This window comes from Sutcliffiella sp. FSL R7-0096 (assembly GCF_038595065.1).
Classification (GTDB): domain Bacteria; phylum Bacillota; class Bacilli; order Bacillales; family Bacillaceae_I; genus Sutcliffiella_A.
In genome coordinates, this window is the sequence record NZ_CP152003.1 from 2,517,869 (window position 1) to 2,537,229 (window position 19,361).

A 19,361-nucleotide genomic window follows, 5' to 3' on the forward strand; every position below is an offset into this window, starting at 1 on the left:
ATTCACTCCCTTACAAATTGGTAAAAAGCTATTGAAAAATCGTTATAATTACAGTTTTTCTCCAATTCTATATAGATTCCTTGTTGTACTAATCTGCTCCGTTCGTTCAATTAGCCTTACCCCAGAGTATGGCCCTAAAATACAAAATGAGCCTATTCTTCTTCAAGAATGGCGCCCGTTTGCAGAGGATTAAAACGAATACAGTTCTATTATTTTATCTATGGGTAATTTACTCGGATCACTCATGTCAACAAAATAAGGCAACTGCCATTTTTGAGTTTTCATAGCTTGCTTACTAGTCGGTTTATCCCAGCTAGAATAAACTCTTAATGCCATTTTCCCCTTTGTTGAAATGGACCTAAGAATATCCTGTTTGAAAAGAACTTCTTTTGGAAAAATAAATTGTCCAAACTCACCATCATCTGTAAAAGTAGTTATAACTAATAAATCAGGTGCTTCCTCATATGTAAAGGGTTGGTTTTTATTATTTTCATCTTTTTCCCAAAAGGCAACAAACTGCCCTACTTTGGTGGGGGTTATATTTGCAACCCTGAAACGAACTGTTCTCGAAGATAATCGAAATGTACCAGCACCATACTTAGAGTTTTGTATTTCTTCTTGAATCGACTTTACAGTTAAGTCATTTGGCTCGTATATCATTTTATTTACATAATTTAATGCTGTATAAAAATCATTCATTATTCCACCCCACAAAATTCTTGGCCCGATTCTTGAATAAGCGCTACCTGCTATTAGCTGGTTTTGTTGAACAACAGATACCTAAATTCACTTCCAAGCAAATCTATACTATATCAAGGTTTTTGTTCTTTCATTTGGCTATCAAAACAAATGATAGGCTCCCGGAACTCAACTTATTTCATCTTCACATACTTCATATAGACAAGATTATTGACACCGCTTTTTTTACCACAGCTTAGCTCTTATTGAATCACTTATAAATAAAAATTCGTACGATCATTAAGAAGAAAGTATTTGTTGAACAATCTAGTAATCAAATAAGAAAGAAGATTAATTTAGTGTGGTGGTTTGCCAGTATAGATGTACTGTGTAGTAATGACATGTTAGATTTACGTCATTCTTTTTACAAATATGTTTGAATAATGGCAGTAAACAATAATTAGCTCCTCATAAATTCTGGAAAAAAAATAGAAAGAATAATAAATATAATCTGCCCTACTAAGAGTGCAATGGCCCATAGTATTGCCTTACGTGACGGCGGTAGGCCATCGCGCAAAACTTTAATACCAAGTGGGACTAATGCTATGCAGAGTCCAAGTATTAGGAATGTAGATTCAAATCTTGTGCCTTTAAGCGTACCCAATGGTAAGAAAAACATGGATGCCAAGGCTACCGAGCGAATGAGCCCTAATGTTTGTGATCGATAGGCACCGATTGCCAATAGTATCCATCCAAACATCATCATGCCATTAAAATAACGGACTACGTGGAATGCGTGGTAGGAGTCACTCACTGCGTTTGTTGCAAGATCAAGACTTTGCACATTTACGAGTTGGAAGGCCATATGATCAATGCCGCCATGAAAAACACGTCCTATCAGCCCTAAGATTGTAAACGTACCACCCCAAATGGCTAAGCTAGGATGTTTTATACCGATAAGTCTTACTAAGGTAATGATTCCCGGCCATAGGAAGAGACACCCTAGTACAAAACAACTGTAGGATACTGTGATCAGAACAGGCTGTTCGGAATATGCAATAAGTTGCTCGTCGTAAAAAAAATGAAATTCTATTCTCAGTAGAGTCGCTGCAAGTAATAAGAGAGGTCCAATTATTAAGGATAGGCCTCCAATCCAACGCCCGGGGAACCAAAAAACAGTATTTTCTCTTTCAGATAAATTCTCTGCTGGTGTTTTATGATTCATAAGCATTTCCACCACCTAAAATCCCTCTAATTTGTTGTATTCCTTCTTTAATATTCCAAATTGCCACACCTATTGTGATCAGAGCGAGAATGACCATACTGCTGCCTTGTACTGTGGAATTAAGCACCCCTATTCCTTCTACTTGTGTAGATACTATATGGATACCCCCGTAAATGATTACCATAAAAATAAAGATTGCAATTGGAATTAGGTGGGATACTAGTGCTCTTTTCCCATGCTGCCTTATCTCTTCATACCCGAATATCATGGTGAGGAGTGGGAAAATAATGGAGCGAAAAAGAAACTGAAATAGTTTAATGATGATAAAAAATTCCTATTTGAGAACATACCTGTACCTCCTTTAACTTTGATTTTACTTTGAAAGGAACTGTCTCCCTTTATTAACTTATCTATACTGATTTCAAATAACTCACTTAGTTTAATTAGATTTTGAATATCTGGGTAACCTTTCCCACTTTCCCATTTATAAATGGCTTGTCTGGTAACATTCATTTTTTGTCCCAACTGCTCTTGTGATAGATTTTCCTTATTGCGTATCGTTCTAATTTGTTCGCCAAGTCTCACAGGACATTCCTCCTTCAGATTCATTGTATTGTCCTGCTTAATATTAAGCAATAAACGCTTGATATACATATGTAAACGCTTGGTTTACATGAGGAGGGCACTTAAAAAAATCGGCTTATGTTAAATGTTGTTTTTGTTTTAGGACGAAAAAATGGGAATGTCCTCTTTGGACTTTCCCATTTCTGTTCCATTAAAGCACCTATATATCTCATAGGCTTATATACATTTTGTATCCATCTAAAAATGGCTTCTTGTCTAAAAGAGCTTTTCAAATCAGCTTTGCTAATGATTTTTGTGTTTACTTATGTTTTTATATGCACTATTCTTTGGTTCATCCCACCAAAGAATAGTGCATTTTTGTGTACCATAAATACTTTTTATGCCAGTCAAATAAGCTTACTAACAAATCTTTTTTGGGTTCTGCTAATGAGAATGCCATTAATGCCCTTAACTCAGTTGATAAGTGATAATAAAGTTGTTTACTTTGGAAGGTTGAAACACGCATAACACCGTCTGAAAATTTGAACGGTGTTAGAATAGTTGTTTACAATAAGTGAATTTGATGATGTTTCTGCATAAAAAAGTGATAATAAAGTTGTTTACAAGGTAAGCTACAAGCAAAGTAAAAAACATGTGCTAAACAAATTGTAAATGATAAAGCCAATTTAAATAGCTGGATAATGGGATCTGTTATATCTCAATTTATAATCTCACAATCCGGACGCACATAAGAAGGAATATGTCGCCCAGATAACAGCTACTTATTCGATTTCAATTGTCTATCTTCAATTTTTTTGTGAATTTTTTCTATGGCGTCTTTATCCTTTAAAATTTGGCTCTTATTTTCATTAACTAGTTGTTAAAATGTTTTCTTTTTCACTTATTTTCCTCTTCTCTTTAAATAGCCTGTATTCTCTTTCCAAATCACTAAGACAAAGCTCGTATAACTGAGCATTCTCTGTTTTATATACACCTATACTTAAAAGTTGATTTATAATAAATTCTCTTCTGTTTTGAAGCGCCTCACGTAAAATTTTGCTCATAAAAGGACTCCTCTCCTTTTAATTGATAATAATTATCAATTAAAAGTGTAAAGCCTCAATATGAAAATTCCAATGCACAAAACGTTATAAAATAAGAGAAACTTTCAAATTAGTTCGCCCCTAGATTTGGCCGATAAACACCTTGCGCCGTTCATAGGAATAGAGAATCATCACTATAGATAAGATAGCACATAATTGATACATAGTTGAGTATGAAAATAGATCGGCTATCGGTCCCATTATGACCCCACCAAGTGATACTCCTAAGTCAGCCATTGCGATAAATAACCCGAGTAGCACATTGCGGTTGAACTTAGGTAAAACAAAACTTAAATACGTTGTTAATGTTGGATAGAGAAGCGCCTGAGCTACTCCCATTAAAACAGCACCAACGTAGAAAAATACCGATCCCCCGTCTATGGAATAACTTACACTTTGTGCCCCCATTGCTAAAAGAAACATCGTTCCCATCATAAAGTTAGAGTGCCATTTACCATCGGAAGGGATCTTTTTTCTTAACGTAAATCGAGAGATTACAACAGTTGCCGCCATAAGCATCAGGAAAATTCCAGCATTTCCGTTTTTCATCTGTTGAGCATAAAGAGGTATGAAGACAGTAATTGCTCCAAATACAATCGAACCAACTAACATCAGTACACTACATTTAAATAAATGAGGATTTTTTACTAACTGACCAAATGAATGAAACATATTTACATGCTGTTCAGCATTATTTTTAAGTGACTGGTCTTCAGCTTTATCCATTTTGGCACTATAGCCAAACACACCCGTAAAAATGGCAATTGCTATCATGACAATTGCAAAGTATTCCATTCCCCCTTGCCAGATGCCTAATGCCAATAAAGGTCCAATAATACCTGGTATATACGAAAATAAGGAATAAAGTGAAATTCCCTGAGAACGATCTTTCTCTGGCAGTGCATCAATAATCCCAATCTGTAAGGCCATTGAAAAGAACGCTGTTGAAACCCCTTGTAACATACGAGCTACTAGGTAGCCGCCTAGCCCAGTTACCGTATATAATATTAAAGCGAAACCATTGATAATAAGAATAATACGCAACACTTTTATCGGTCCATGCTTTTGAATGATTTGACCTGCCCATGGTCTAAAAAACATGGTTGTAAACAAATATGCCCCCATAATCAAACCTATTGTTGTATTGGTGGCTCCTAATGCTCCCCCTTGCAAAGGGATAATGACATTGAGTATAGCATTGGCACTGAAATAAAGAAGCACTAACAGATACAAACGTAGAAAAGGCCAAGACATAGCTCCACTCACAGTACTTTCCTCCAAATCTGTACAAAATCTGTTACTTTAAGTAGATGGTTAAAACGTTATCAACGATTGTAATAGCTTTCTTGCATAAACAGACTGAACATCCTTTAATTGTTCAATTCCCACTATTTCTTCAATTTGACCATCCTTAAAGATGATGATCCTGTCGCAAATATAGGCAGCAGCCTGTAAATCATGTGTGATAAAGACGTAACTCATATTGTATATTTTTTTTAATTTCTTAAGTAATTCAAGAACTTGTGTTTGAACGGATACATCTAACGAGCTGATTGCTTCATCTAATATAATACATTTTGGTTCAGTGGAAATGGCCCTTGCAATACACACTCTCTGAACCTCTCCTCCTGATAACTCATGAGGATACTTGTTTCGATAAGAAGCTGGTAAACCAACTTGATTTAAGAGGTTTACAACCTTGTCTTTATTTTCTTTTCTACTATTGTTCTGAATTTTCATTGGTTCCAAGATTGCATCCTCAACCGTATAGAACGGATTAATGGAAGATTTATAGTCTTGAAAAACAGCGCTTATGCTGCCTAGTCTTACTTTTCTGTCTACTACATTCTTTCCATCAAATAAAACCATTCCACTATCAGGTTTTTCAATACCTATTAACAAACGTCCTAACGTGGATTTGCCACTTCCACTTTCTCCGATAATACCAAGACATTCTCCATTCTTACATTCAAAACTAACACCCTTTAGAATGTTCTGTCTCTCTGAAGAAAATAATCCACCTTTTTTGTAGGTTTTCTCAACACTATCGACCTTCAGCAACTAGCATCCCCTCCCCCATTACTTTCTTGAAATGATCACTCAGCGCGAGTCTAGTGGATACTAAATATTTAGTGTACTCATGTTGCGCCTCTTTAAAAATGGTTTCGGTTTTCCCTCGTTCTATAATTTCTCCATCCTTCATCACCATGACATCATCTGCAATTTTCCTTACAACACCCAGATCATGAGAAATAAAGATCATCGAACAACCCATTCTTTCTCGCAATCTAATAAACTGTTCCACTACTTCATATTGCGAGATGGTATCTAGTGCTGTGGTCGGTTCATCCGCAATGATAATATCCGGTTCTAAGACCAGAGCCAATGCTATCATAACTCGTTGCAGCATTCCCCCTGACAACTGATGAGGATATTTGTTCATAATATCTGCCGGGTTTTTCAGCATGACACTTTCCATGGTTCCTGTCATTCTTCGTGCGATTTCATTTCTACTCCAATTGAAGTGTTCAGCAAGTGTTTCTCTTAAATGAACACCAACCACACAAGAGGGATCGAAGGCACTCATCCCATTTTGTAGAATCATGCAGAGGTTTTTCCCCCTCTTCTTTCCCATCTCTTTTGTAGATAATTTGCTAATGTTTTCGCCTTTAAAAAGAATATCTCCTGATTGGTTAAGATAGGACCTGTTTAACCTCATGATCGCTCTACAAGTAACGGACTTTCCACTTCCACTTTCTCCTACAATTGCAAGGCAGCTCCCTGCTTTTAATTCAAATGAACTATCGTGAATAATTTCTTTTCCAGAATTGTTATCCCAAACCTTTAAATTTTTGACTTCTAATATATTCATCATCTAATTAGCCACCTCTTTTTCTTGCACCTTTATTTTCGAAAGTGGTAAATTACCTTTATGCTTGGTTTTGGAGTTTACTAGTTTAGGGTCTAGAGCAACTTGAAGCGAATCAGATAAAAAATTGAATGCCGATACTACAATAACAATGGCTAAACCGGGAGCCAGCATTAACTCTGGTCTCGTAAACATTACTTCCCTTGCTTCATTTAACATCATCCCCCATTCAGCATTTGGGGCCTGAATTCCTAAACCTAAAAATGAAAAACCTGAGATTTGCAAAATCATCGATCCAATAGAGCCACTAGAAATTACTGCAATTTCAGAAAAGGTAACGGGAACAATGTGCTTACAAATTATTGTTATATCACTAATACCTGATGCTTTAGAGAACTTCACATAATCTAGTTCAGCATACTGCATGACAGAAGTTCTGATGACGCGGGCAAACCATGCCCATTTTATCAAGGCAAATGCAAGGAGAATGTTTTCAAGACCCACACCTAAGACCCCAATAATCGCTAGTGCCATAACGTATCCTGGAAAAGATAGCATCGTATCACACATTCTCATAATGACCGCATCGACTTTCCCTCTAAAATAGCCAGCCAGAAAACCTAAGATAGCGCCAATTAAAACAGATATTAACAAGACAACTAACACCCATAATACACTTGGTCGAATTCCATAGATGATTCTGGACAAAATACATCTCCCTAAATGATCATTACCTAATAAGTATTCCCACGAAGGTGAAGCATATCGAAGACTCATGTTGACTTCATTAGGGGCAGATGGCGCAAATAACGGCGCGAAAATACCAACAATAATTGTGACAACAATGATCAATAAAGATATCGTACCTATTTTATCTTTACTTAAGTTTTTCAATATTCTCATTTAAAGATCATTCCTTAACTTAGGATTCATCGCAGCATTTATAATATCGGAGATCGTATTAAACAAAACAAAGGATGCTGCTAATATAAGAACGTATGCCTGTATAATTGGGAAGTCTCTGCTTAGAATTGCTTTAACACTTAGAGTACCTAGCCCTGGCCATGCAAAAACGTTTTCTATAATAACTGTGCTTCCTAATATGATGGGTATAGACATACCAAATATCGAAATGGCAACCTGCAATGAATTTCTTAGAATATGCTTAGTAATTTTCCATTCTGATAACCCAGATGCCCTTCCGTATAGAACGTAATCCTCATGTAAATTATTTAACATAGATGTTCTAACATTTCTAAAATATATACCAGCATAACTAATCGTAATAATAATAACCGGTAGGATATAGCTTTTATAAGATTCCATCCCACTTGTTGGTAGTAAGTCTAATTTAACCGATATGTACCAAATCATAATAGATGCCAGCCAGTATGACGGCATTGCGGTTAAGAAAAACGAAAATCCTCTTACCGATTTATCCAATATTTTTCCTTCATTCAACGCACAAATGACACCTAATATTATAGAAATAAGGATAATAGAAATCGATGAAACCAACGTTAACTTGAATGTATTCAAAAATGCAGGACCTATTAACGACCACACTGGTTTGCTATTAATATATGAATCTCCAAAATCCAACTGTAAGGTAGCATAAAGCCAGTCAAAGTATTGTAAAATAAATGGCTTATCCATCCCAAGCTGCTCTTTTGTTTGTTTTAATAAATCTTCTGTTATCTCTGGGACACCTTGAGCTTGTAATACCACCTCAGCTGGGTCTAAAGGCGATAGATTAATTAAGATAAAGGTCAAAAACGAGATGGTTAAAAGTAAAGGGACTGTAATTAGTATTCTTCTAATGATATAACTTCCCATACATATTCCCCTTTCCATTGAAATAAATAGACTTTAAACGTTTATACTTCCTCAAAAATAAAAAGGGGAAGATTCCCCTTTTTTAAATTCCTATTTAAAGTTCATCAATTCAAATGGTAGCTCAAATTGAGTTTGCTTGAATGATATTCCATTTAAATTTTTGGGGGCTACTACCGTAACACTTCCATTTGTAATAGGAATAAAAATCGCTTCTTCATGAACAATCGTCAAAATATCAGCGTACAATGATTTCCTTGTTTGCTCGTCTGTAGATACCATAACTTGTTCAATCTTCTTGTATAGCTCACCTGCTTTATCAATGCCTTTGGTCGTATGCAAATAAGAAGCTTCAGATGTAAAGGCAGCAATTGTACTTTGTGGGTCATATGCTAGACCCCAAGTTTGATTGAATAATAAATCATAGTCACCAGTTGATCTTCTATTAGCGATGGATGTTGACTCTTCACCAATAATCTCCAGTTGAAGACCAATCTCTTTTAATGAAGCCTGAATAAATTCAGCCTGTGTTTTTTGAGAAGACGAATTACTATCATAAAAGAGCTCCATGACTAATTTTTTCCCATCTTTTGTTCTAACTTCCTCCCCATTCTCTGTTTTCCAGCCATTTTTTTCTAGAATCTCCTTGGCTTTTTTCACATCATATCCGCGCTTCTTTAAGTCAACATCTGCATAATTTACATTAGGTGAAAATAATGTATGGGCCACTGATTCTGTGTCATTAAAAATATCCTTACTAATTGTTTCTCTATCAATCGAGTGCCAAATTGCTTCCCGAACAGCCGTTTCACTTATTGGATTATCAGTTTTACTGCTATTGGCTACTATCATTTTGGTGTTCATCGGTTCACTTCTTACAAGTTGATAGTCTCCGGAATCGACTAATTGGTTCATGGCTTCGACATTGAGGCTGTCGGCGCCGCGATCATCTGTAAATACAAAGTTGACTTCCCCTTTTTGCAAGGCTAAGAAAGTCGTTTCCCCAGCTGGAAGTACTTGGGAGGTAATCTTCTTAATTTTAGGCGGCACATTCCAGTAGTCTTCATTTGCTGTAAAAGTGGCGAATTCATCGGTTTTATGTTCCGTCAGAATATATGGTCCTGTACCGTTAAAACCACTTACGCCATCCTTAGTATCCCCGTTTTTAAAATCTTTGGGTGATAGGAATACATACGGTCTGGTCATAGACAATTCAACCAAGGTTGGATAGTATGCATCTGACAATACTAATTCAACAGTATGCTCATCTACAACATTCACACTTTCTATTTTTGTAGATAACTTAATCCAGGCATGCTTTTCTGCATTATTCTGTACAGCTTCAATATTTTTCTTCACTGCCTCTGCGTTAAACGGCTCACCATCATGAAATTTCACATCTTTTCTTAAAAAGAACGTGTATACTTTTCCATCTTCTGAAACTTCCCACGACTCAGCAAGTAAAGGCTTAATACCGTCTTTAGTGTTCTCAACTAGTGATTCATATACCATCCCTTGTGCTGGCATGGAACCTGTGTAAAAATGAGGATTCATATCATTGATGTCTTTAGCTGATGCATAAATTAATTCGTTTTCACTTTTAGCTGCATCATTTTCCTTTTTTTCACTAGTAGAATTTTCTGCAGAGCAGGCAACTAGAATAGATATAATCAAAAATATCAGACCCACTAACTTACATTTTTTAATTAACAACCTACTTCTCTCCCTTTAGTCTTACTTATTTTTAGACTACTTTATTACAACAAGGTCCCCGCCGTAAAACGAAATCATTACTATTTATATACTATATTAAACAATTAGTTTAAGACAAGTTCTATTTCAATTGCTTTGTGCCTATACTTTTTTCTATTTCACTACAAATCATATTCAGGTCTTCATCAAAACTTTGTACTACAAATGCATCAGATAACAATTCGTTTTCATGAGATTGAGCAACCTCTACAATTTTACTCTCATATGTTTTAATGAATTTATCTATTGTTGGACATTCTGAGTCTAAATATCGTGCGATTCCTTGTATTATTTTTATGCGATAATAATCTTCTTTAGGCATCCTTGGAATATCCAAAAACCCTTCTCTATTCACGAACATTTTTCTGATTGGAACAGCAGAAAAATCGAAAAATCTTCCATTCTCATCTGGTTCTGAAAAAGGATCCACTAATAGTGAGGTATAACGTATATATAACAAGTACTCTTGATGAATAGTTTCTAAGTGATTAAAACTTTCTATATCTTTACGGGATAAGCTTTCCAACCTTACTGGATAGTTATCGTCTGTCATAAATTTTAGTAAATTTATACTTTTTATATTTATTTCTTCTAAAACATTCATTATTTCTTTCCATTGGGATAACATATCACGAATTAAATATTGCGTAATAGGTCCTTCAGGATAAATTTTATATACGTATTTCTTGTTATTTACATCTCCAAAAATCGCATTTAATGAGTAGTCATTCATAAACAGAGGTGGATGTACGTATAAAGAAATATTTCTTGTTTCCGCCTCAAGTGGAGAATCCATGACATCTAGCTCAATACCTAATTGCTCATAAACTTTAGATAGTCTTTCAATATTTTTAGACGAATGGTGCGTCGACCCTATGTATAACTTTTTCTTGACCGCTGTTGTTAAAACATGATTAGACGGTTTTTCGTGCATCCATCGAGTATCACCTAAATATGTAGAAAAACTAATAATTTCCGCATTTGAATTATGTTTGTTCAGATAATTTTTAATTAAGTTATTCGAGCCGAAAGTTGGAGAGATTAAAACAATACACCTTACTTTTTTTAAGAGCGTATCATTGATTTGTTTGATTACTTCTATATAGGCATCTGTGGTTACAGATAAAATAATGGTATCCCATTCCCCCTGTATGGTTTCATACCCTTTAAAAACTTGGTCGAGGTAACATTCACCTTTCATGGCTCGGTGTTTTTCATTTTGAATACTTACACGAATTAGATGATTACTCTGCCCAAGTGCCGTAAAAAATGCCTCTGAGCGAACAGATTCTCTTCCAACAATCCCTATGTAACAATCTAATTGTTCTTTTAAATTTACAGCAAGTTGAATTGATGTAGGACCAGTTCCTAAAATTAAGACTCGCTTAAAATTACTCATAGTATCCTCCCTTTCTCAAAAACAATAACTATACTTTTTTATACAATGCAATATCAAATATATGATCTGGGCGTAATATATTTTCAACCATCTTCCATTTTTGTTCATTAACCTTTTTCATTGGGTAATTAAATAATGATTTCAACCCGTTACCATATCTCATAGCCACCACTACATTTTCATGTGTTAATGTATGTAATTCATCAAGTATTTTATATTTTATTCCAACTGTTGAACTAAAAATAATATGGGTAGCTTCTTTCACAAAATTAAGATCGCCCACTAATGCTTTTTCTAATTTAATATTTAGTCCATTACCTAATTTCTCTGTAACCTTTAAACCGAGCCTAATCGCCTCATCATCAATATCTATACCAACAACCTCTGCTCCAGTTTCCTTAGCTATTAACAATGGTGTCATTGGAAACGAACCTGATCCTATTAATAATACTTTCGATTCAGAATTGACCTGAAAGCTACCAAATTCTCTCTCAATACATGACTCTATATTTTTAAAATAATCGGATACTCCTTCATTTCCATCCAATAACTTTAACGCTCGATATTTTTCCATAATAGCAACACAATGTGATGATTTTTCTCTCAAATCTAACGTAAGCTGATTAAAATCAATGAATTCTTGTAGTAATAGTTGTTCCCATGGTTTGTTATTGCTCTCACTTGTGATGAAATTTGAATAATCATCTATTATTTTCTCTAGATCTGAACAATTATCGATTGTATGATTATATCTTCTAGCTAAATCATCAAATTTTTCTAAAAAGGTATTTAATTCTTCATGAAAAGTTTTTAACTCAATCACTAATGTCACCCCTAATCACTCTAATTAAACATCAATAAAAGCTTTACCTTGTGCAACTATGCTGACGCATCCCTCAATCTTTAAGCTTGTTAACTCCCGTTCATGACAATTAGCAACTACATTAATAAAGCCTCCAGGCTGTCTTATCTTTACAGCAATTTCCCCATTATTCTTCCAAGCTAAATAAGCTCCTAAGGATGCTGTTCCCGAACCACACCCCCTTTCCCATACCATACTATCTAGGTGTGGAACATAAATAAGCGGAGCCAATTCATCAGATTTCAATTTATACAATAAGATGCCAATCAAGTTTGAACCTAACGTAACTCCAAGCAACTTTGCTAAAGATTGAGCCTTTTCCTTTAGAATTTCACTAAAATCATCCACTTCGATCACAATATGTATAAATTCATGATATCTGACAATAACAACATTAAGTTCGCTACCATCAAAATGTATTACTCTCTGTTCTAACTTTTTCGGCAAAGGCATGGTAATTTGACAGTGATATACGTCTAAAAATCTTTTTACTTGACACAGTACTAATTCTTCTGTTCCTGATACCCCTAATATTATTTCTGTTAAATTGTTTTGTTTAAGTCCTCTTTCAGATGCAATCAAGGCTGCTAATGCCATACATGCATTCCCACAAAACTCACCACCAGCCATATGTAGATGTGCGGCAGCTTCATTACTTATCGGCTTTTGTATAAAACCTACTTGTTCCGCGTAGACGCTGTCATATGACATGATTTTTGAAGCAATGTGCTGATACTCATCAATTGGATAATTAGTTTTAATAAGAATTGTCATGTTTTGTGTTGGATTAAATTTTATAAAATCTAATTCGTATTTCATCTAAATTACCTCTAGACATATATTTTTATTCTTGATAATTCTCGTTTCATAAGTATCAAAAGTATTAATCGTAATGATTACGTTTTTCATTCCATGATTGAATTATAACATGACATTCTATAGAGTCAATTCTTAAATTCTTAATAAACGTTGCATTTTTGCTTAATATTTCATAATCTAAAAGAATTCCTACGAAGAAAATATTTCCTTTTCCCTATATAAAAACGAGCGCTGATCCTTGTTCCTGGATCGCGCCCTTTTACTCAACAAATTAGACTTTATGACTTCCTATACTTTTTAATAAGTTTTAAATAAAAGGTACACTTTTTATTTTACCTTTTGGTCAATTGAATTCTATCCTCAACTTGTGGAGGTTCTTCCATCCACCCATTTTTCAACATTATTAATCCACCTTGTTTTGCGAAATTAAAAATATCTTTTGAAAGGAGTGCCATTTTTGCAGGTAAATCTGTACGTAAACTAAAAGCACCGCCAAGTGCATTGCTTCCTAGTCCAAATGTGGTTAACAGGTTGGTATTATACATCATCAATTTATCAGAGAATGGAGAGATAGTTGAATTGGTAGCTTTCCCTGCATGAGTAGCTGGTGGTTCAATGTATTCCTGCCGTAAAAATTCACCTAGTGATGTTTCTACTTTCATTGATAGTTTCATTCCGTTTACAAAATGGTTACGTACCTGTTGGTCTTTTGCAACTTGTGCAAATCCAATCATTAATTGCATCCCCGTTAGGTTTGTCTCAATAGCATGATGTATTAGAGAAATTTCAAGTGTGTTTAAAGATCTTTCATTACTGAGCCAATTTAATCCTGTCATATATTTTTTGTCTTGTACAAACTTCACTTCTTTTGGCATTGATACATAGGGAGGACGAGAAAGAATTCCAGCTTCTAAAAGAATCTGTGTAATTTGATCATACGCCTCTTGTCCTTCATCTGTTAAACGTCTAAAAAACTGTCTTATATCTTCACGGTAAGACATCGTTGAATAAAGTGCATATAAACTAGTTCCTATTTTAGCCATTAAATGCAAATACATTGCATCATACATATAGTCGAATAATTTAGGTGCTTCTTTATTTAAGTCTTTTTCAGTAAAGCCCATTGGAATAACTGCGCCTTCCTGTTGAAAGATATTGCTCACAAACGCTACACTTTCTATAGCACGTTCATAATAATAATGGAGAATTTTCCTTGTTTCTTCATGTTCAGCGTGTTCAAGAAAATATTCAAGAAATCTCATAATCATTGTTTTGTCTTGATACGTCATCCACAAGTTCGCTAATTCTGTGGATGTAATTGGTACTCGGTTTGAACTCCCCATTTAAAAGCCTCCTTATGCAATAAGTTTTCTATATTTTTTCCTATTTTAGATAATTTATTAAACAATCTGGACCTAAAATGAAAATGAGCGCTGATCCTTATTCCTGGATAGCGCCCGATTGCAGAAGTCTTGATTTCAAGATAACTATATATTTCTTCATATATATCTCCATTTACTTTAATAGGAGATATTAGAAAGGTAGATATTTACGACTACTAATACTATTACCGAAAAGCTATATAACGACCAAGCTAATCTTCGGTTACCTCTAGGAACTTCTTTGTTTTTACTGCAATTGCTTATTAGTCAAAAGTAAAAACATTACTATCGAGAATAAAAGCACTTCATTCAATTTTTATAACCCCTCCTTTTTTAACAGCTGTCCGATTGCTTAATACCAATTATTTAACTAAGATTTCATACATTATGTTATTCTTCATTCTCCTCAAAAATGAAAATGAGCGCTGATCCTTGTTCCTGGATGGCGCCCAATTGAAAGCTTTTGTAAAAAAGTGTATTATTTCACTTTACTAAATTTATACTTATTGACTCAAGGAATTTTTACTTATTTGAATTTATTTTCAAACATTATTTTCACTAAAAAAAGAGGCTGCCGAAAATCAGCTTTTACTGGCTTTCTCTGCTACAGCCCCAAGTCATGATTAATTAATCTAAAGGTTTCTTTAACTGTTCTTCATCCACAAGTAAATTACAATATTCTTTTCCATTAATATCAACTGCATTTGCCTCAATAAAGAAATAATCTTTATTATTTACTTGAAAATAAAAATTTGTTTTAGAAGAGAGTGTTTCTATATCTTTTAAGTCTTTATCAAGACTTTCAACATTAATCTTACCGAAACCACGTGGAAAATAACTTGATTCTGTCAAAAGCAAATCCGAATTCACATTAAAGTTATTTAACCTAAAAGTATCGTACTCAGGTTCTTGATACATATAGTAAGATAATACTTGCTTGAACAATATATTAATTTTTGTTAATTGATTATTATTAACCCTAATAAGCTTAAGGGTGATTGCCTCTTTAAGATAATCAATTTTCAAGTCAACAATAGTTTGGTATTCTATCTCTGAAAAGAATTGTTGTAATCTTTTTTCAACATCCACATTAATTGACATAAATAATGCTCCTATCTATTTTTTATATCTCTTAATAAGATTAATTATCGTTGAAATGGAGGATTCTTGTAAAGTTATATGCGTTTCATTAGCATTATTCGAGTAGTTCCCTGCTCTATTCAAAGCTTTATTTCCAACAGACATTCTCCAGTAAGCTTCTTTTCTACCTCCAGATCCTGCTTCCATTAATCTAATTACAATAGTTTGGTTTTTATTTGGAATAGTAATTACTTTTCCTTTACCGTTTTTAGCATTTTTGGTTGAACCACCATATGCTTTAGTAATACTAGAAACTCCTAAATCAATTAAAGCTTGCATTGCTGCTTTTTTTCCATAATGTTTTATTGCATATTGTAATCCAGCTCTTACTATCAATGCAACAATGATGGGTATTGCAGTTGTTTGAGTTATGGAGCTATCAATAATTGTTTCTTCTAAAGTTTCATTATCTATAACCTTAGCAACAACTTTATCCTCGTTCATTTCAATTATTTCTAAAGAATAGTTCTTAGTTGTTGTATGACCGTTTTCATCAGTTGTTTCAATATCTACGTAGTTATCAATATTATCTGCATTGATTAACATATCAGCTTTAATTTCTTCATATTGTGTATCTAGCTTAATATTTACGTTAACAGATTCTTCACTTTCATTTCCATCAATACTTACTGCCTCTACAGAACCTAATTCTTCACTATTAGAAGTAATTGAAGTGTCTACTCCAACTTCATCTAAAGAAATTTGCTCATTAAGACCTGTTTCTTCTGCTTTAACAGATGTGTACGCCGGTAGAATAAATGAAATAACCATAGTAGTGATTAATATTTTTATAAAATATTTCTTCATATTTACCTCCAAGATTTTGTATTATTCAATATATCCATTTCCAAATATGCTATTTTCTTTAGAAATAGAGCTATCAGCAGTATCTAAAAGAAAATGGTATGATTTTTCATACCCTCTCAAATTGCCATTTTTGATCATGTTATGCAGTAAGTAAGCTGTAACTTTAGCAGTTGCAAATGATGAGCCATTACGAACTTCGTATGTATTTTTATTATTAGCTACTTTAACGCCTTCACCTATACTAACAAAATCAATTTTTCCCGTAGAAGAAGTCAAGGATTGAGTTTTGCTTTGAGAAATAGAGCTTATAGAAATCACTTGATTAAGTTTTGCCGGATAATCCACCTCAAAGCCTAAATTATTTCCTGCAGAGGCAATTACCACTATTCCTTTTTCATATGCCTGACTAATCAGTTTTTTTATTTCTGAATTATTCGTCTGAAAGCCTGCACTGATATTTATAATATCTACTTCTTCTTTTATCGCCCACTTTAAACCACCCAACATAGAAGAAGGCTTGCCTATACCATTGTCATTTATAACTTTTACATTGTACACAACCACGTTACTTCTATCTTTTTTACTTAAGGGGTCTACTATTAGGGATGCTATACCTGTACCATGATTATAATTGTCCTCAGTATACTTACTATTGTTATCAATAGCATTATAGGATTTAAAATTTATGTTGCTAAAAAACTTATGATCTTGATCAATCCCACTATCTAGTATCGCCACCTTAACTAGATTACTATTAGATGTGTTAAAGTTTGAATAATAGAATAACAGCATAGATACAGAAAAAAATATTATAAACGATAAAGTAAACAAAATGTTTTTCTTCATTATTATACCCTTTCCAAGTATAGAGTCTTTTTCCACCTCCCTATTATTAATAATTTCTAAATCAGAAATGGAATAATATTGAACAATTGTAATTATAGCGAAATTTATTAATGAAACAATACAACTTCATATTATTCGCAAAATGTTCACAAAGTATTTACAATTCATAAGTATATATATATATCTTCTAAAGTATTATGAGATTCCTTGCGAACCTCTTCTAGGATATGAAATAAATTTATCGCTTAATCCACGGATAATTATTGTTTATTTTGATCCGTGAGATCATCAGATAGTGACTTAGGTACCACATGCTTGCACATATTCCGCATTATGTTAATTAAGTCGCAGGTACCTAAAATATGAAGATAATAAATGTAGCTAATAAACCCCAACTATCCATAAAACTCATTTCCACTATCGCTCAATACAATTACTTCAAAATTTAGAGATTCCTAAAATAAGTTATTCTTCCTTTTCCTAATAAATCAACGCTGATCCTTGTTCCAGGATAGCGCCCTTCGTATTATAAGGTCATTCAGATTGCTTATTTATCTGGTTGGCCTATTTTTTATAGGTTATTCTTTAGGTAGTCGGGGTAGGACGTTCGCGCCCTTGGGACTAATTGATCCCGTCCGTTATACTGTCCACCCCCTACTTGTAGAAACATGTTTGAGGCTGGTTGGGGCTTGGACCCCGCATAACAAGCGAAGCTATGATACTACAAGATAGACAGGGGCTACCGACAAATCTAATAATTGGAGATGTGATAGACTATGGATCCAGTGATTGGCCTGGATGTCGCAAAAGGAGAAAGCCAAGTTCAAGCTTTCCTGGCAAGAAAGCGCCCCTTCGGAAAGAGCTTTAAGTTTAAGCATGATACTAATGGACTGCGAGATTTTTATGTATTTTACAAAGAGGTAGAACGGCAAGCTGACGCTGAACCTGTCATCATTTTTGAATCTACAGGTCATTACCACGAACCGATTTTACAGTATCTTGAGGAGAGAAGGATTACTTATTACTTAGTTAATCCCGTTGTTTCTTACGAAACGAAAAAAAGTAGCCTCCGAAAAGTAAAGTCAGACCCAGCTGATGCGAAACATTTGTGTGAACTGTACTACAAAGAAGACTTAGTAGCCTTTCACAGAAAAAGTGTTCAAACGATGAACTTGAGAAATTTGTGTAGGCAACACGATTCATTAACGCGTAATTATGTTCAACTTAAATTACAATTTCAAACCATTCTTGATCAAGTGTTCCCTGAATATAAAGGTGTTTTTAGTAATTTATATTCGCCTATATCATTAAAGACTTTACTCACTTACCCTACTTCAGATGACGTATTGAAGATACAAACTGATGAAATAGCTAAGGAGATGCATAGTCTAGGAGGTAGAAGATCATTTGGTTGGTTTTGCGAAAAGGCATTGAAGTTAAAAGAGGCAGCAGAACGGAACCCATTTAAGAAAACACTGTATCAAAGCCATTTAGTTACTCTAAAAATGTATATTCAAATGCTTCTTCAACAACGAGAATTTCTCAACGTACTTGAGCAGGAAATTGATAAATTAGCAATGCATTTTGAGGATTATGAGATCCTTCGCTCCATCCCAGGGGTGGGTTCTAAAATTGCAGCTACTCTTATCTCAGAAATAGGTGAAGTCACACAATTTAGTCACCCGAAAAAGCTAGTAGCTTATGCAGGCATTGATCCTCGGATTTACCAATCAGGGAAGTTTACAGCATCTATCAATCGCATCACCAAGAGAGGATCTACAAAGCTACGTCAAACACTCTATACAGCTGTTCAGTGTGGGTTAACAAACAACCGAAATGCGAAACTCCGAGAGTTTTATGACAAAAAAAGAAGTGAGGGCAAGCCTCACAAAGTAGCCATCATAGCTTGCGCCAACAAGCTATTGCATTGGATTTATGCCATCTTAAAACATAAGCAAAAGTATACAGCATAATCCTATACAAATAATCACATCATTTACAAAAACTTCAAATGAAATTATTGAAGTTTTTTTGTCATGCATGTTTTTATTATAACATCTTTAATCTAGTATTATTACTTAA

The 19,361-nt window shown here is 34.2% G+C and carries 18 protein-coding genes and 2 pseudogenes; 1 reads left to right on the forward strand and 19 read right to left on the reverse strand.

The genetic code is table 11. The features are described from left to right. Nucleotides 1-189: 189 nt before the first annotated feature. The 19 genes and pseudogenes from MKY77_RS12765 to MKY77_RS12855 form a co-directional block, all read right to left on the reverse strand. Complete coding sequence (locus MKY77_RS12765) at nucleotides 190-699, reverse strand: MepB family protein (protein WP_339146219.1); 510 nt, start codon at nucleotides 697-699, stop codon at nucleotides 190-192. Nucleotides 700-1,138: 439 nt separating this feature from the next. Next, nucleotides 1,139-1,903, reverse strand: a complete 765-nt coding sequence (locus tag MKY77_RS12770) for a hypothetical protein (protein ID WP_339146220.1) — start codon at nucleotides 1,901-1,903, stop codon at nucleotides 1,139-1,141. Further along, nucleotides 1,893-2,030: a hypothetical protein gene (locus tag MKY77_RS12775; RefSeq protein WP_339146221.1), complete on the reverse strand. Its 138-nt coding sequence runs from the start codon at nucleotides 2,028-2,030 to the stop codon at nucleotides 1,893-1,895. Before MKY77_RS12775 ends, MKY77_RS12770 begins: the two co-directional genes overlap by 11 nt. Before the next feature lie 137 nt (nucleotides 2,031-2,167). Then, nucleotides 2,168-2,488 carry a helix-turn-helix transcriptional regulator gene (locus tag MKY77_RS12780; RefSeq protein ID WP_339146223.1) on the reverse strand — a complete coding sequence of 107 codons (321 nt, stop codon included), beginning with the start codon at nucleotides 2,486-2,488 and terminating at the stop codon, nucleotides 2,168-2,170. A 757-nt stretch (nucleotides 2,489-3,245) separates the two neighbouring features. Further along, nucleotides 3,246-3,368, reverse strand: a pseudogene (locus MKY77_RS12785) (FbpB family small basic protein). Nucleotides 3,369-3,405: 37 nt separating this feature from the next. Continuing rightward, nucleotides 3,406-3,531 (reverse strand): annotated as a pseudogene (locus MKY77_RS12790) (Fur-regulated basic protein FbpA); the annotation flags it as partial. A gap of 120 nt (nucleotides 3,532-3,651) precedes the next feature. Next, a complete protein-coding gene (locus MKY77_RS12795) occupies nucleotides 3,652-4,836 on the reverse strand; it encodes an MFS transporter (RefSeq protein WP_339146225.1) in 1,185 nt (394 codons plus the stop codon). A 48-nt stretch (nucleotides 4,837-4,884) separates the two neighbouring features. Next, complete coding sequence (locus MKY77_RS12800) at nucleotides 4,885-5,631, reverse strand: ABC transporter ATP-binding protein (protein ID WP_339146226.1); 747 nt, start codon at nucleotides 5,629-5,631, stop codon at nucleotides 4,885-4,887. Continuing rightward, nucleotides 5,615-6,442 carry an ABC transporter ATP-binding protein gene (locus MKY77_RS12805; RefSeq protein WP_339149809.1) on the reverse strand — a complete coding sequence of 276 codons (828 nt, stop codon included), beginning with the start codon at nucleotides 6,440-6,442 and terminating at the stop codon, nucleotides 5,615-5,617. Before MKY77_RS12805 ends, MKY77_RS12800 begins: the two co-directional genes overlap by 17 nt. Nucleotides 6,443-6,445: 3 nt before the next feature. Beyond that, nucleotides 6,446-7,342 carry a nickel/cobalt ABC transporter permease gene (gene opp1C / locus MKY77_RS12810; RefSeq protein ID WP_339146227.1) on the reverse strand — a complete coding sequence of 299 codons (897 nt, stop codon included), beginning with the start codon at nucleotides 7,340-7,342 and terminating at the stop codon, nucleotides 6,446-6,448. Beyond that, complete coding sequence (gene opp1B, locus MKY77_RS12815; protein ID WP_339146228.1) at nucleotides 7,343-8,275, reverse strand: nickel/cobalt ABC transporter permease; 933 nt, start codon at nucleotides 8,273-8,275, stop codon at nucleotides 7,343-7,345. Nucleotides 8,276-8,365: 90 nt separating this feature from the next. After that, nucleotides 8,366-9,979 carry a nickel ABC transporter substrate-binding protein gene (gene nikA, locus MKY77_RS12820; protein ID WP_339149810.1) on the reverse strand — a complete coding sequence of 538 codons (1,614 nt, stop codon included), beginning with the start codon at nucleotides 9,977-9,979 and terminating at the stop codon, nucleotides 8,366-8,368. A gap of 127 nt (nucleotides 9,980-10,106) precedes the next feature. Next, nucleotides 10,107-11,423: an opine metallophore biosynthesis dehydrogenase gene (locus MKY77_RS12825; RefSeq protein ID WP_339146230.1), complete on the reverse strand. Its 1,317-nt coding sequence runs from the start codon at nucleotides 11,421-11,423 to the stop codon at nucleotides 10,107-10,109. 28 nt (nucleotides 11,424-11,451) lie between these two features. Then, a complete protein-coding gene (locus MKY77_RS12830) occupies nucleotides 11,452-12,246 on the reverse strand; it encodes a nicotianamine synthase family protein (protein ID WP_339146232.1) in 795 nt (264 codons plus the stop codon). 24 nt (nucleotides 12,247-12,270) lie between these two features. Then, a complete protein-coding gene (locus tag MKY77_RS12835) occupies nucleotides 12,271-13,104 on the reverse strand; it encodes a diaminopimelate epimerase (protein WP_339146234.1) in 834 nt (277 codons plus the stop codon). A 332-nt stretch (nucleotides 13,105-13,436) separates the two neighbouring features. Continuing rightward, complete coding sequence (locus MKY77_RS12840; RefSeq protein ID WP_339146235.1) at nucleotides 13,437-14,447, reverse strand: DUF3231 family protein; 1,011 nt, start codon at nucleotides 14,445-14,447, stop codon at nucleotides 13,437-13,439. A gap of 666 nt (nucleotides 14,448-15,113) precedes the next feature. Next, nucleotides 15,114-15,587 carry a hypothetical protein gene (locus MKY77_RS12845; RefSeq protein ID WP_223489269.1) on the reverse strand — a complete coding sequence of 158 codons (474 nt, stop codon included), beginning with the start codon at nucleotides 15,585-15,587 and terminating at the stop codon, nucleotides 15,114-15,116. A gap of 15 nt (nucleotides 15,588-15,602) precedes the next feature. Continuing rightward, a complete protein-coding gene (locus tag MKY77_RS12850; RefSeq protein ID WP_339146239.1) occupies nucleotides 15,603-16,433 on the reverse strand; it encodes an SAR2788 family putative toxin in 831 nt (276 codons plus the stop codon). A 21-nt stretch (nucleotides 16,434-16,454) separates the two neighbouring features. Next, nucleotides 16,455-17,279: a S8 family serine peptidase gene (locus tag MKY77_RS12855; RefSeq protein WP_339146240.1), complete on the reverse strand. Its 825-nt coding sequence runs from the start codon at nucleotides 17,277-17,279 to the stop codon at nucleotides 16,455-16,457. A gap of 776 nt (nucleotides 17,280-18,055) precedes the next feature. Between MKY77_RS12855 and MKY77_RS12860 the strand changes: the two genes are divergently transcribed. Beyond that, complete coding sequence (locus MKY77_RS12860; protein ID WP_342515348.1) at nucleotides 18,056-19,252, forward strand: IS110 family transposase; 1,197 nt, start codon at nucleotides 18,056-18,058, stop codon at nucleotides 19,250-19,252. The last annotated feature ends 109 nt before the right edge of the window (nucleotides 19,253-19,361 follow it).

What these genes read in the sequence shown, in the direction of transcription:
- MKY77_RS12765 (WP_339146219.1), bottom strand. Translation starts at nt 699, where the DNA reads ATGAATGATTTTTATACAGCATTAAATTATGTAAATAAAATGATATAC.
- MKY77_RS12770 (WP_339146220.1), bottom strand. Translation starts at nt 1,903, where the DNA reads ATGAATCATAAAACACCAGCAGAGAATTTATCTGAAAGAGAAAATACT.
- MKY77_RS12805 (WP_339149809.1), bottom strand. Translation starts at nt 6,442, where the DNA reads ATGAATATATTAGAAGTCAAAAATTTAAAGGTTTGGGATAACAATTCT.
- opp1C (WP_339146227.1), bottom strand. Translation starts at nt 7,342, where the DNA reads ATGAGAATATTGAAAAACTTAAGTAAAGATAAAATAGGTACGATATCT.
- opp1B (WP_339146228.1), bottom strand. Translation starts at nt 8,275, where the DNA reads ATGGGAAGTTATATCATTAGAAGAATACTAATTACAGTCCCTTTACTT.
- MKY77_RS12825 (WP_339146230.1), bottom strand. Translation starts at nt 11,423, where the DNA reads ATGAGTAATTTTAAGCGAGTCTTAATTTTAGGAACTGGTCCTACATCA.
- MKY77_RS12835 (WP_339146234.1), bottom strand. Translation starts at nt 13,104, where the DNA reads ATGAAATACGAATTAGATTTTATAAAATTTAATCCAACACAAAACATG.
- MKY77_RS12840 (WP_339146235.1), bottom strand. Translation starts at nt 14,447, where the DNA reads ATGGGGAGTTCAAACCGAGTACCAATTACATCCACAGAATTAGCGAAC.
- MKY77_RS12845 (WP_223489269.1), bottom strand. Translation starts at nt 15,587, where the DNA reads ATGTCAATTAATGTGGATGTTGAAAAAAGATTACAACAATTCTTTTCA.
- MKY77_RS12850 (WP_339146239.1), bottom strand. Translation starts at nt 16,433, where the DNA reads ATGAAGAAATATTTTATAAAAATATTAATCACTACTATGGTTATTTCA.
- MKY77_RS12855 (WP_339146240.1), bottom strand. Translation starts at nt 17,279, where the DNA reads ATGAAGAAAAACATTTTGTTTACTTTATCGTTTATAATATTTTTTTCT.
- MKY77_RS12860 (WP_342515348.1), top strand. Translation starts at nt 18,056, where the DNA reads ATGGATCCAGTGATTGGCCTGGATGTCGCAAAAGGAGAAAGCCAAGTT.